The sequence below is a fragment of the Flavobacterium davisii genome, assembly GCF_019565505.1.
Classification (GTDB): domain Bacteria; phylum Bacteroidota; class Bacteroidia; order Flavobacteriales; family Flavobacteriaceae; genus Flavobacterium; species Flavobacterium davisii.
The window spans coordinates 1,038,262-1,052,246 of sequence record NZ_CP067378.1 but is presented as its reverse complement, the minus strand read 5'-3'; the positions used below and the strand labels follow the sequence as shown (position 1 = coordinate 1,052,246).

Annotated in this window: 11 protein-coding genes, 3 tRNA genes and 1 pseudogene; 13 read left to right on the top strand and 2 right to left on the bottom strand. The window is 31.1% G+C overall.

Annotation, left to right across the window (positions count from 1 at the left end):
* The first annotated feature begins 152 nt into the window (after positions 1 to 152).
* From JJC05_RS05235 to JJC05_RS05190, 11 genes and pseudogenes are all read left to right on the top strand, one after another.
* Positions 153 to 971 carry a DUF1338 domain-containing protein gene (locus tag JJC05_RS05235; protein WP_235878473.1) on the top strand — a complete coding sequence of 273 codons (819 nt, stop codon included), beginning with the start codon at positions 153 to 155 and terminating at the stop codon, positions 969 to 971.
* 89 nt (positions 972 to 1,060) lie between these two features.
* Positions 1,061 to 1,702 carry a hypothetical protein gene (locus JJC05_RS05230; protein WP_235878472.1) on the top strand — a complete coding sequence of 214 codons (642 nt, stop codon included), beginning with the start codon at positions 1,061 to 1,063 and terminating at the stop codon, positions 1,700 to 1,702.
* On the top strand, positions 1,648 to 1,911 hold the full coding sequence (locus JJC05_RS05225; protein ID WP_235878471.1) for a hypothetical protein: 264 nt from the start codon (positions 1,648 to 1,650) through the stop codon (positions 1,909 to 1,911). The genes JJC05_RS05230 and JJC05_RS05225 overlap by 55 nt, the downstream gene beginning before the upstream one ends.
* Positions 1,895 to 2,335 carry a hypothetical protein gene (locus tag JJC05_RS05220; protein ID WP_235878470.1) on the top strand — a complete coding sequence of 147 codons (441 nt, stop codon included), beginning with the start codon at positions 1,895 to 1,897 and terminating at the stop codon, positions 2,333 to 2,335. The genes JJC05_RS05225 and JJC05_RS05220 overlap by 17 nt, the downstream gene beginning before the upstream one ends.
* A gap of 135 nt (positions 2,336 to 2,470) precedes the next feature.
* Complete coding sequence (serA, locus tag JJC05_RS05215; RefSeq protein WP_127823639.1) at positions 2,471 to 4,363, top strand: phosphoglycerate dehydrogenase; 1,893 nt, start codon at positions 2,471 to 2,473, stop codon at positions 4,361 to 4,363.
* A 98-nt stretch (positions 4,364 to 4,461) separates the two neighbouring features.
* A pseudogene (locus JJC05_RS05210) lies at positions 4,462 to 7,379 on the top strand (FAD-binding and (Fe-S)-binding domain-containing protein).
* A gap of 244 nt (positions 7,380 to 7,623) precedes the next feature.
* The gene (locus JJC05_RS16710) at positions 7,624 to 7,767 is read left to right on the top strand and encodes a hypothetical protein (RefSeq protein WP_258929512.1); all 144 of its coding nucleotides are present in this window, start codon (positions 7,624 to 7,626) and stop codon (positions 7,765 to 7,767) included.
* Entirely contained in the window at positions 7,764 to 8,741 is a 978-nt protein-coding gene (locus tag JJC05_RS05205) for a histidine decarboxylase (protein WP_258929511.1), read from the top strand. The genes JJC05_RS16710 and JJC05_RS05205 overlap by 4 nt, the downstream gene beginning before the upstream one ends.
* Before the next feature lie 88 nt (positions 8,742 to 8,829).
* Positions 8,830 to 8,902, top strand: a tRNA-Met gene (locus JJC05_RS05200).
* Between the two features lie 40 nt (positions 8,903 to 8,942).
* Positions 8,943 to 9,015: transfer RNA gene (locus tag JJC05_RS05195), tRNA-Met, on the top strand.
* 37 nt (positions 9,016 to 9,052) lie between these two features.
* A tRNA-Met gene (locus JJC05_RS05190) sits at positions 9,053 to 9,125 on the top strand.
* A gap of 354 nt (positions 9,126 to 9,479) precedes the next feature.
* On the opposite strand, the gene JJC05_RS05185 is transcribed toward JJC05_RS05190, so the two are convergent.
* On the bottom strand, positions 9,480 to 9,878 hold the full coding sequence (locus tag JJC05_RS05185) for a hypothetical protein (protein WP_088393175.1): 399 nt from the start codon (positions 9,876 to 9,878) through the stop codon (positions 9,480 to 9,482).
* Positions 9,879 to 10,715: 837 nt separating this feature from the next.
* On the opposite strand from JJC05_RS05185, the gene JJC05_RS05180 reads away from it, so the two are divergent.
* Complete coding sequence (locus JJC05_RS05180) at positions 10,716 to 11,162, top strand: KTSC domain-containing protein (RefSeq protein WP_105196168.1); 447 nt, start codon at positions 10,716 to 10,718, stop codon at positions 11,160 to 11,162.
* Positions 11,163 to 11,360: 198 nt separating this feature from the next.
* Here the strand turns inward: JJC05_RS05180 and JJC05_RS05175 are convergent, their stop codons facing one another.
* A complete protein-coding gene (locus tag JJC05_RS05175) occupies positions 11,361 to 12,566 on the bottom strand; it encodes an NAD(P)-dependent oxidoreductase (RefSeq protein ID WP_127823655.1) in 1,206 nt (401 codons plus the stop codon).
* A 337-nt stretch (positions 12,567 to 12,903) separates the two neighbouring features.
* Here JJC05_RS05175 and JJC05_RS05170 point away from each other — a divergent pair, with 337 nt between their 5' ends.
* Positions 12,904 to 13,875 (top strand): serine hydrolase domain-containing protein, encoded by a 972-nt coding sequence (locus JJC05_RS05170; protein ID WP_258929510.1) that lies wholly within the window; start codon positions 12,904 to 12,906, stop codon positions 13,873 to 13,875.
* Positions 13,876 to 13,985 lie beyond the last annotated feature (110 nt).

Genomic DNA, 13,985 nt, shown 5'->3' with positions numbered 1-13,985 from the left:
TTGATTTTTTGCTTGTTTTTTATTCTTTTTAAAATATTAATTTGACACAAATATAACTGTATTTATGTCAAATTTTAATAAATTTACTTTGATGTTGTAAATATACTTATAAAAACACTAATTTTGTGTCACATTAAAAAGAAAACAACACCATGGATAAAGATCAATTATTATCAAAATTATGGGCGCAATACATAGCTATTACCCCATCCGCTGAAAAAATTCACGCATTATTAGCTGCTGAAGGAGAAGTAATAGGAAATGATCATATTGCTATTCGTACATACGATGATAAACGTGTCGATATTTCGGTTTTAGAAAAACCATTTTTAAAAGCAGGTTATGAACCAAAAGGTGAATATATTTTTGAATCTAAAAAATTATTTGCTAAACACTATGAACATGCTACAGATAAAAATGCACCACGTGTATTTATATCACAATTAGAGTTAGCTAAATGTTCGGACACTTTACAAAAAACGGTGAAGGAAATTTTAGATACTTGTGACCAATCGGTATTTGAAAAAGAAGACTTAATTTTGAGCGGAGCTGTATGGGCTAATTCTTCCTATGGAACTTACTCTGCTTTGTTAGAAGAGTCTGAATATGCTGCTTGGATGTATATTTATGGTTTCTGCGCTAATCACTTTACAATTAACGTAAATGCTTTAACTAAATTCCCAACTTTAGAATCTTTAAACCAATTTTTGAAAGATAAAGGTTGGAAATTAAATACTTCTGGTGGCGAAATTAAAGGTACACCAGCTGAATTACTAGAGCAATCAAGTACATTAGCTGATTTATATACTGTAAATTTTGACGAAGGAACTAGAGAAATTCCTTCTTGCTACTATGAGTTCGCACTGCGTTATCCAATGGCTAATGGTGAATTGTATTCAGGTTTTATAGCTGCTTCAGCAGATAAAATTTTTGAAAGTACAGATGTGAAACTTCAGAATGGAACCAAATAAGTTTTTAAATAAAAATTAATACAGAGTTCTCTTATGTAAATAAGAGGACTTTTTTTGTTTTAAAATAAATCTTAATAAAATGATTCTGTATGGTTAATAAAATTCTCCTATTATTTATTTCCTTAACAACATTTGCTCAAACTATTCAAATTGAAAATGATAGAGTAGCTATAGACGGTGTTCCTGTCCTCCAATTAAAAGTGATATCTAATCGCTTCAAATACGATTTATATGACCTGAACAACAATCTGATGCTTCATGCTAAAATGATACCTTGTAGAAATTGTAAAGAATCCAATGAAATTCAATTTGAGTTAACTAATCCCAATTATTCAAACGCAAAGAAATGTTCTGTTTTAGAAGAATCCTTTAGCCGATCCAAAGAATTTATTAAAATGCTATGTCAGTACCATGTATTGAGTCAAAAAGGACTCGATTTAGAACGCCTTTTTACAATAGATGAAGAGCGATTGAAACTAGAATCATTCGAAATGAAACCAGTAGAAGAAAATACAAATAACAAAAAAATTCAAATTACAGAAAATAACTTATTTGTTAATGGAGAAAAAGTAGGCTTTTTTGAAGAAAAAACAGGAAGTTTAGACTTTAAAAACGGTTTGCTAAATTATACTAAATACATTCTATTTGATTTAGATGCTAACTTTATAACTTCTTATTGTACAACAAAAACGATAATTTCTTTGATCATCCTGATTATTTTAGACTTGTAGAAGCTCTACAGTTTAATCGTTTAATAGTAAGAGATGGAACCGTTTATATATATGATACACTTCAAAAAGAAGATGCTTTAAATCTTTTAGTTACAAAAGCTTTTCAACATAATTACGCGTTAGGACATTTTATTTATGAACAAAATATGGTTGATCCATCCAAATCAGAACAAAAAAAAACAAATGCGATATGTGAACAAAAGCGCTGAGTACTTTTTATGTAAACATAAAGAAATAGTAGGAATAGGAACCTTTGATAAAATACCGGGGTTTAACGATCAATCCGATTTTAAAATAGGAAAACAACACCTTTATTTTAAACCATTAGATATAAATGTAAAACCTTACATCATTCATGGAAAAAATGGAGAAAAAGTATTCATAGAAACTCATAATGAACACAACTCCTATCTTGCCTTTGATCTAGTTAATGCGGATTTTTTTGATGTTTATCAAGCTGTAGAAGACGCAAAAGATTGGTTGACAGTATGGTATGATTTTAGAAAAATAGTATATGAAAATCAAAATTTTTATATTGCATCAGAATATAATCAATTACTGATAAAAGATAAAAGAAAAAATAAAGGAATTCGATTATCTGATAAAAAGATAAAGCAACGGAACAAATTTTAAATTATTTAAATATTAATTCCGAAGTCCTTAAAAAAGCGAACCCCTTGATTTTATCTGAATTAATACAGATAGTTTCTGTAGCAAAATAAAGCTTTTATTGTTTTATTTTAAATTATTAAAACATACGAATCTGTTATGACACAACACAAAACCTTTATTTTTGATTTCGATAGTACTTTTATACAAGTAGAAGCACTCGATGAGTTATGTACAATTGTTCATGGAAAAACAGCAATAGCCGAAACCGTTTTAAAAACCATTCAAGAAATAACCAATCAAGGAATGGAAGGGAAGCTTACTTTAAAAGAATCATTGTCTAAACGAATCCAATTATTACAAGCACATCGTGATGATTTAGAAGAATTAATCAAAAGGTTAAAAGATAAAATTTCTATTTCAGTTATTCGCAATAAAAAGTTTTTTAAACTTCATAGTGAAAATATATATATTATTTCAAACGGATTTAAAGAAATTATAGTACCTATTGTTCAAGAGTTTGGGATAAAATCCGAAAATGTACTAGCCAATAGTTTTGCTTTTGATCATCAAGGAAATATAGTAGGATTTGATGAAAAAGATGAATTATGTGAAAATAAAGGGAAAGCCCTGAAGATACAATCTCTCAATCTTGAAGGCGAAGTCATTATGATTGGTGATGGTTATACAGATTATGAAGCATTACAATATGGAGTTGTTTCAAAATTTTACGCATTTACAGAAAATGTGCGTCGTCAAGTTGTATTAGATCTAGCAGAAAAAATAGCACCATCTTTAGATGAAATATTATACGATTTATCCTATAAAGCATCCGTTTCGTACCCTAAAAACAGAATACAAGTTTTATTGTTAGAAAATATTCACCCTGATGCAGTAGCTCAATTTGAAAGAGAAGGTTATCAAGTAACAACTTTAAAAGAGTCCCTTTCTGAAGAGGAGTTATGTAATCAAATCAAAGAAGTTTCAATATTAGGAATTCGTTCCAAAACAACCGTTTCAGCTCGTGTTTTAGAAAAAGCACATAAATTACATGCAATAGGTACTTTTTGTATAGGAACAAATCAAGTAGATCTGCCAGTTTGTAATCAAAAAGGAATAGCTGTTTTTAATGCACCTTACAGTAATACGCGTTCAGTAGTAGAGTTAGCTATTGGAGAGATGATTATGTTAATGCGTGCTACTTTTGAAAAAAGTCAAAAAATGCACCAAGGTATTTGGGATAAGTCAGCTAATGGAAGTGTTGAAATCAGAGGAAAAAAATTAGGTATCGTAGGGTATGGTAGTATTGGTTCTCAACTTTCTATTTTAGCAGAAGCTTTAGGAATGCAAGTGTATTTCTATGATGTAGTAGATAAATTAGCTTTAGGAAATGCTAAAAAATGTACATCACTACAAGAATTGTTAGCACTTGCAGATGTAGTAACGTTGCATGTTGATGGAAGAGAAGAAAATAAAGAACTAATTGGAGCAAAAGCATTTGAAATCATGAAAAAAGGCGTAGTCTTTCTAAACTTGTCACGAGGACATATAGTAGATATGGATGCGCTAATTGCTAATTTAGACAACAATAAAATAAGAGGAGCCGCTATAGATGTGTTTCCTTATGAGCCTAAAAGTAATGATGAAAAATTTTTTTCCTCTTTGCGCGGAAGAGAAAATGTTATATTAACACCACACATTGGAGGAAGTACAGAAGAAGCACAACACGATATAGGAAATTATGTGTCGCAAAAAATAATACAATACATCAATACAGGTACCACCTTTGGAAGTGTTAACCTGCCTGAAATTCAATTGCCTGAATTTGATAATGCACATAGAATAATGCACATACATGAAAATGTAAAAGGTATTTTAGCTCAAATTAATACCATACTGTCTAATGCAAATTGTAATATCTTAGGGCAATATTTAAAAACAAATGAACAAATAGGATACGTAATTACAGATGTAGATAGCTTTTACGATCCAAATTTAGAAAAACAATTAAAAAACATTCCCAATACAATACGATATAGGATTTTGTATTAGATAAAGTGGCTTAAAAAGTTTAAACACCCCAGTATCTGAAAATATAAATAAATATAAAGAAAATAAAAGTCTCTCTTTAAAAAAATGTAAAAGTAAGCATGAAATTAGATGTTTTAGCACAATCGTTAAAAGGAAAGTTATACCATGATAAAACTATGCGTACACTATACGCCACAGATGCTAGTGCGTACCGTGAAATGCCCATGGCTGTAGCAGTCCCAGAATCAAAAGAAGATATAAAAAAATAATTGATTTTGCTCGTGCCAACCAATTAAGTGTTATACCTCGTGCAGCAGGAACCTCATTAGCAGGACAAGTAGTAGGACAAGGTATTGTAGTAGATATATCTCAAAAATTCACATCTATTTTAAGTGTAAATAAAGAAGAAAAATCCGCTTGGGTAGAACCCGGAGTAATCCGAGATGAGCTGAATTTACATCTGAAAAATTATGGTTTATTCTTTGGTCCAGAAACCTCCACCAGCAATCGCTGTATGATTGGTGGAATGGTAGGTAATAACGCTTGTGGCGCTCGATCCGTTATATATGGCTCTACTCGAGAGCATTTGTTAGAAATTAAAGGCTTTTTAGCAGACGGAAATGAAGTTACTTTTGGCGAATTAACAAATGAAGAATTTGATGCAAAATGCCAAGGTATAAATGTAGTAAGTGAATTAGAACAAAACATTTATTTACAAGCAAAAGAAATATTATCCAATCCAGTCAATCAAGAGCTATTTAATACTAATTATCCTAAAAAAACAATTCCAAGACGTAATACGGGATATGCTTTAGATCTATTGGCAGATACAGCACCCTTTGGAAATTTTCAAGAAAAATTTAATTTCTGTAAGCTTATAGCAGGTTCAGAAGGAACTTTGTTTTTTTCAACAGAAATAAAATTGAATTTAGTAGATGCACTAAAGCCCAAAGCTGGTTTAGTATGTGTGCATTGTAATAGTATTAATGAATCCTTAAAAGCTAATTTAATAGCTTTAGAATACAATCCCGACAGTATAGAATTAATAGATCATTATATTTTAGATTGTACAAAAGAAAATATCGAACAAAGTAAAAACCGTTTCTTTGTTCAAGGAGATCCGAAAGCTATTCTAGTAGTAGAATTTCTTCGTGATACAATAGAAGAAATTCAAGAAGCAGCTCAAAAAATGGAAAAACAAATGAAAGCCGCTGGCTTAGGTTACCATTTTCCAATCGTTTATGGAGAAGATACAAATAAAGTCTGGAATCTTCGTAAAGCAGGTTTAGGATTATTGTCCAATATTCCAGGAGATGCAAAAGCAGTAGCTGTAATTGAAGACACAGCAGTAGCTGTAGAAGACTTACCTGATTTTATTGAAGAATTTAACCAAATTTTAGAAAGTAGAAATTTATACTGCGTACATTATGCACACGCCGCTACAGGAGAATTACATTTACGTCCCATTATAGATCTAAAAACAAAAGAAGGAACCGCTATGTTTCGCACTATAGCAACCGATATAGCACATTTGGTAAAAAAATACAAAGGTTCATTAAGTGGAGAACATGGAGATGGACGTTTACGAGGTGAATTTATTCCACTCATGTTAGGACATGAAATTTATCAAATGTTTATTCAAGTAAAAAATACTTGGGATCCTTGGAATGTATTTAATCCGAATAAAATTGTTAATACACCTCCTATGGATACTTCATTACGTTATCAAGCAGGACAATTAACCCCAATGCCTCAAACTTATTTTGACTTTTCAGATTTAAATGGCTTTGTACGTTCAGCGGAAATGTGTAATGGGTCTGGAGATTGTCGTAAAACAGAAAAAAGTGGAGGAACCATGTGTCCTAGTTATATGGCAACTCGTAACGAAAAACATACCACAAGAGCAAGAGCTAATATTTTACGTGAAACCATCACACATTCTAAAAAAACGAATCCATTTGATCATGAAGAAATAATAGATGTTCTAGACCTTTGTTTGAGTTGTAAAGGTTGTAAGTCAGAATGTCCTTCTAATGTCGATATGGCAAAACTAAAAGCAGAAGCTTTACAGCAATATCATGATAAAAACGGAATAAAATTTCGTTCCAAACTAATTGGCCATACACCACGAGTAAATAAGTTATTTGAAAACACTCCTTTCTTATACAATTTATCGACCAAAGGTTTTTTAGGAACATTAATAAAAAAAACAACAGGGTTTGCAACAAAACGATCACTACCTGAAATGCACAAAATAACCTTTGAAAAATGGATTACTCAATTTAATCAAGAAGGGACTTTTGTAAATGGAAATGTTTATTTGTATAATGATGAATTCCTGAATTACTTTGATGTAACGATTGGACAAACAGCTGTTAAGTTATTAAATAAATTAGGATATAAAGTTATAGTTCTAGAAATAGGAATGAGCGGAAGAACTTATTTGTCAAAAGGAATGATCAAAATTGCCCGCGAAATAGCAGAGAAAAATATAAAAAAAATAGATGATTTACTGCCTCAAAATGCCGTTTTAGTAGGGATAGAGCCATCTGCTATTTTAACTTTTAGAGATGAGTATCCTGATTTATGTCGAGGTGAGTTAAAAGATAAAGCAAAGCAAATGGCTAAACGCACTTTTTTAATTGAAGAATTTTTAGCACAAGAAATAGAAAAAGGAAAAATTACTTCTGAAAGTTTTACAGATAAAGAAGAGCGTGTTCGTATGCACGGACACTGTTTCCAAAAAGCTCTTTCCTCTTTAGTTCCATTAAAACAAATATTGTCATTACCAAAGAATTACACGGTTTTAAATATCCCGAGCGGTTGTTGTGGTATGGCAGGTTCATTTGGATATGAAAAAGAACATTACCAAATTTCGATGAATATAGGAGAACTCGTGCTGTTTCCAACAATTCGACAAGAAGCAAAAGAAACTATTATTTCAGCCTCAGGGACAAGTTGCCGTCATCAGATTGCAGATGGAACAGGAAGAATGGCGGAACATCCTGTAGAAATTTTATATAAAGCACTAAAATAAAAGAGTACCAGTGCGATTAATACAATAAGAAATATACTCAAATTTAAAAACCCAAATTAATCCAAGCAATAAGATTAATTTGGGTTTCTTTTTGTTAGAAAATTATGAAGTGTTGTTTTAATTTTAATTTTGTTTTTAGTTTTAAAATTTGAAAAATAAATTAAAAATAGATTTAAAAACTAAATATTTGTATTTTTACAAAATAATATTCTAATAATGTTATTTTTGTTCAAAAAAAGTAAAGATGAGTAGTCCCGATTTAGCAGTTTCAGAACAGTTACAACAATTATTGTCCCAAGTAGAAGACCGTACAAAGTATTTTTTAGGATATCCCGTTTCGAAAGATTTTGATTATTCCGAACTACTTCCTTTTTGCAATTCCCAATGAACAATTTAGGAGATCCATTTGTAAAATCAACTTATCAAGTAGATTCACGTGAAATGGAGCGCGAAGTGGTTCGCTTTTTTGCAGAGTTATTCAGGGCTAATCCAGAAAACGTTTGGGGGTATGTAACAAATGGTGGATCAGAAGGGAATTTGTATGGATTATATGTTGCAAGGGAACTATATCCTAATGCTATGGTTTATTTTTCTGAAGATACGCATTATAGCATTCAAAAAAATGTAACACTCCTCAATATGGAATATGTTATTGTGCGTTCACAAGAAAATGGAGAGATAGATTATAGCGATTTAAAAGAAGCTATTCGTTATAATAGACATCGTCCTGTTGTGATCGTAGCCAATATAGGTACAACGATGACAGAAGCAAAAGATCATATTCCAACAATTAAAGAAATAATAGGAGATATGGCCATTGAAAAACACTATATACATGCTGATGCAGCTTTGGCAGGAGGATTTGCTCCGTTTGTAGAGCCACGTCCTGCTTTTGATTTTGTAGATGGATGTGATAGTATTTCGGTAAGTGGACATAAATTTATTGGTTCGCCAATGCCTTCGGGAGTAGTTGTGGTTAAAAAAGAAAACAGAGACAGGATAGCGAAGAAAATAGCTTATATAGGATCATCAGATGCTACGATTACAGGTTCTAGAAACGGACATAGTCCATTGTTTTTATGGTATGCAATTAAAAAATTAGGTATTCAAGGTTTTGCTTCTCGTACGCAACATAGTTTAAAAGTAGCAGCTTATACAGAGCAACGATTAAATGAAATGGGAGTAAAAGCTTGGCGTAACCCAAATGCAATTACAGTAGTATTTCCGTCACCTTCTATTGAAGTTCGTGCAAAATGGCAATTAGCAACAGAGAAAGGATATTCGCATATTATTTGTATGCCCAATGTTACTTTTGAACAAATAGATGAGTTTATTTCCGATATTTTAAAATTAAATCATTGATTTGGAGTTGTTTAAAAATAAAATGAATTAAAAATGATAAAAGTGCTTGTAGATCTCAATAAACGTTGTATATTTGCACTCGAAATAGCGCGGGATAGAGCAGTAGGCAGCTCGTCGGGCTCATAACCCGAAGGTCACAGGTTCGAGTCCTGTTCCCGCTACTAAGTTTTGAAAAAAAAACTATAAAATACAATCGCACAGCGCGGGATAGAGCAGTAGGCAGCTCGTCGGGCTCATAACCCGAAGGTCACAGGTTCGAGTCCTGTTCCCGCTACTAAGTTTAAAAAAACTATAAAATACAAATCGCACAGCGCGGGATAGAGCAGTAGGCAGCTCGTCGGGCTCATAACCCGAAGGTCACAGGTTCGAGTCCTGTTCCCGCTACTAAATAACCCCTTCATTCATGAAGGGGTTATTTTTTAATACCTTTTAAAAGAAATTCAGTTTATCCTGTAAAATCTCAGATTTTAGATTAGACTTAGTTTTGAAACAAAAAAATCAATAAATTCAACTGCTTACGAAAATTATAGAAAAAGATATAAGGCGCTTTTTTGATGATTAAAATTAGAGTATGTGCTTGAATTTGAAGAAAAATAAAGAGGAATAGATATTTTGCTTATTTACTTCGAGTCTAATGCGAAATTTGAGTTGATTTATGGGTTTTGAATTGGGGTTTTGGATGAAAATCTGAAAAAGGTATATTGGAAGTATTGTATTGTGAGAAAAGAACCAATGAATTTAGTTGCTTTGTTTCTTTTTAGGGTAAATGAAAATGTAAAAAATAAGTAGCAATAAAATACCTAATCCAAAAGGAAATGCAGCAAGAGAACGCCCTTTTAAATCTAATATCAATATTTTTTCATCAAATTTGAAAAACTCAGATGACATCCACCAAGTATTGGCTATAATCCAAAGAAACACAGCAATATTGTGATATAGTTCTGAAAGGTCAGCTTTGTTTTTAAAAATAAAATAAAGACTAATGCTAACGGTTGGAATAGCCATTATTATACCTAAATTTTTAAATTCTAAACACCAACACATATCTTTAATTAGCCAAAAAACAATGTGTAAATTTTCTATAAAACGAAGTTTTTTTGAAATATGGAATTCGTTAGAGCCTTTGGAGCTTTTCATTAGCTTTAGATTTGAGTTGATGGGGTAAAAATAATTCAAATAGATTTAATATAGTAAAACTCTATGGAAAAACGCTATAAGAGTTTGTGTTTTAGCCTGTGATTTTTTTAATCTAGATTACGAATTAGACTTCGTTTTGAAATAAAAAATTGAGGTTAGGGTGAAGGAAAGGGGATATGAATGTGTGTTTTTTTAGATGTGAGTGTTTAAAAAAATAGTAATAATATGTAGTTTGTTGCTTCTGTGGTAGGAGGAGTTGTTTTTTTATCTATTCGCTACATTCGAGTCTTCTTTTGTTTGAAATAATATTTTCGGTCTTTTAAAAATAATCTAATAGAGGATGAAAAATGACGTACTCTTTTAGATTTAAAGTGATTTTTATTTGGGGTAAGTTTTTAAAATATAATCAGGGTGAGTCTTTATGAGGTTGATAATATTGTTTCTAATTGAAGCTGAAAACGTTTGATAGTTGAATTTTTATATTAAATAAAGTTTTTCAGTATCTTTGCTGCTGATTTTTAAGAAAATATAAAATACGCACTATTACTAAGCTGTATTTTATCTAAGGATAAGTGTTAAGAAAGAGAAGAGAGCTTTTGATGTACTATATTGATTGAAAGTTTTGTCTTCTAAAATGGATTTAGCCTTTTATTATGTCTTTTAGGTTAAAAAGGGTTTCGTAAGGTAAAGACAAGAAAGAAAAGAGCGTTTGTAAAAAGTTATCTTTAAAGACGAATTCGAGGTTCATATCCTTTAAAAAAAGGTACAGGTTCGAGTCCTGTTCTTGTTTCTAGTTAAGTCATTCGGAAAAGAGTGGCTTTTTTATTGTAAAAAAATATGAAAAGAGTAGTAGAGTATCGCAAATTATTGGAAGTAGATAAGAATGTTAGTCTAAAGGAATTAAAGACTATTTATCGAAATGCGATGAAAGAAATACATCCCGATAAATTTGCTAATGATGAAGAAGGACGTGTTTTAGCAGAAGAAAAAAGTAAGGAAATTATTAATGCATATCATTTTTTGGTTAGCATAGCTAATGAGACACGGGATAAAAATTTTCCTGAGTATCAAGAAATGGTTGCTAATTTTCCTATAGTTGATTTTTATTTGGAAAAACAAGTTTTGTTTGTAACCTATCTTAATGGTATGACTTATGAATACCTTGGAGTTCCAAAAAACGTTTATATCAAAATGATTAATGCTGAATCTCCTAACCGATTTGCTAAAAGACATATTTATGGACAATATATCTATCGTAAATCAGGTGAAGCCATTTTAGATTAAAAGTGATTTTGAAAAATAACTAGAAAATTTGTTGAAAAAGATATCTGAAAGATTGTAATCTTTTACTTCGATTGGAGAGAGACTTGAAATAAGCAAGCGAAATTAAATTATAGAATATAATTTAATTTCGCTTGTCTTTGAATGGAGATGCTAGGTGTTTATTTTACTGCTTTTTAAATACTCTTTCTTGCTGCGTTTTTATTCTTTTCCTTCTATATAATCTTGTAGATATTCAAATTTAGGCGTTAGCTTGCCATTTTTGCAAATAGTAGCTCTTTCTAATATTTGATCAGCATCATTGTTGTAAAATGATGGAATGACATACTCTAAAAAGGTTTTTCCAAATCCTTCACTTGCATCTTTAGGGAGTTCGCACGGAAGATTGTCAACAGCCATTACGGCTATAGCGCGCGGATCTTCAAAATGAATCTCACGATGTTCGTTCGGTAAATAACCATAAATAGGTTCGGCAATTGTTGATGCTCTAAGCGTACAAGCTACAGGGCCATTTACATCACAGGATATGTCGGCAACTACCTTTATTTTATTGTCAGTAGCTTTTAGCATTTCTTTTGTGAGTATATAAGGGGCGTTATTGCCATAAAAATGACCCGCCATGAAGATGTCAGCGACTTTAGTAAAACGTTCAAAATTAGAAATATACTCTTCAGGATGTGTATAAAAATCCTTTTTGTTAAAAGGGCTTCCGTCTTTTCGACGATTGTAGTCCTCTAAGTCTATATGGGTGTATACAGGACGATCGTAAGATTTAGTTAAAAAGTCGTCAATGCTAACTTGTTTCATCTTCATTGCGTCTAGCATTTCTTTAGCACCTAGGCCTACTTTGCCATGACCTGTTAAGACTATTTTAATTGGAGGAAGTGTAATCCTTTTTAATCGGTCTATTAAATCTTGTTGATCTTTTAAGGTTTCTGCTTTTGCAATGTTGTATAAATCGTATTTTAAGCCAAATGCTCTAATGCCATTATAAGCGCCTACTATACCCGCATAGCGTCCAAACCCAATTAAACGTTTGTTGTTTGTGTCTACTATCGTTTCGTGATCTATTAGTCGGATATTTTTTTCTAAACAAGCAACTAGTAGTTTTCGATTATAAGGTTGCTTTTTTATAGTGTGAGAAAAAAAGAAGTAAGTTTTATTAGGGATTAACGCTTCAACAGGTACTTCTTTTACACCTATTAATATGTCGCAATCTGTTAAATCGGTATCTATAGAAATGCCTAATTTGCTATATTCTTCATCTTTAAAGATACGAATATCAGAAGTTTCAACTTCAAAATTGGCTTCTGGAAAGACTTCTTTTACTCTTAGTAATTCTTGTGGTGAAAAAACAACACGTCTATCGGGTGGGTTTTTTCTCTCTTTGATAATGCCAAATTTCATCTGTTTAGTAGTTTTAAAGGATGGTTTTATAACTTAAGAGTTTAATTTTGTTGCAAATATAACGTTTAAAAGATATTGTGCAATTTTAAAGATGAGTTGTTTTTATGAAAAGTATAGAGGTTTGGTTATATTTGCCGCCCATTTTGTGTGAAATTAATGAAAGAAGGTTTTGGGGATTGATAATTTTAAAATGGAAATTTCTTTATAAAAAATAGTTATGAGGTTATTTAATATTTGTGCGTCCACTATAATAGTTGTGTTTTTTTTATTTGCTTGTACAAATAAAAAAACGAAAGTAAAAAATAAGGAAGAGTATAAAATAGGTAAAATTTATACGATGAAACCTTTTGAAATGGCTACATCTGGTATAGATTCAAAAGAATTACAAAAGATTCAAGATAGTATGGATTATCTGTATGATAAAGAATTTTTTAGTAATGATTTTTCGGGAGGTGTTTTAGTTGCTAAAAATGGGAAAATCTTATATGAACGATATAGCGGAATGAGTAATTTTGAAGAAAAAAGACCTATAACAGCAGAAACACCTCTTCATATAGCATCTGTAAGTAAAGTTTTAACAGCTACAGCTGTATTGTTATTGATAGATTCTAATATGTTAAAGTTAGATGAAAAAGTAAGTGCTATTTTAGAAGGATTTCCGTATAAAGACATAACCGTCCGTATGTTATTAAATCATAGAAGTGGTTTGAGGAATTATAGTTATTTTATAGAAGATAAAGGAGTTTGGCAAAGGGGTAAAATTTTGCATAATAATGATTTAGTTACAATTATGCAAAATGGAAAAATAGGGTTAGAGTTTAAACCTGATACCCGATTTAGTTATTGTAATACTAATTATGCTTTGTTAGCATTAATTATTGAAAAAGTATCAAAAATGGATTATCGTACAGCGATGAGTAAAATGATATTTCAACCATTAGGGATGAAAAATACTTACGTTTTTGATTTAAGTAAGCATGCTGATACAGCAAGTTGCTCCTATAAAGGGCATTATATAAAATATCCTTTAAACCATTTAGATGATATTTATGGAGATAAGAATATATATGCTACACCTCGCGATTTGTTAAAGTTTGATAAAGCAACGTATGATCCTGATTTTTTAAATAAAAAACTCTTGACAGAAGTTTATAAAGGATATAGTTATGAGGCCAGAGGAATTCGAAATTATGGGTTAGGAATTCGAATGCTAGAGTGGAAAGATGGCAAACAAATGTTTTATCATAATGGATGGTGGCATGGTAATACATCTGCTTATATTACATTAAAAAAGAAAAAGTTACCTTGATTGCTTTATCTAATAAGTATACTCGTAAGGCCTATTATATGAAGTTAGCAACAGGTCTTTTTGGAGATTATCCTTTTCATATACATAAAAAAGGAGATGAAATAGTAGAA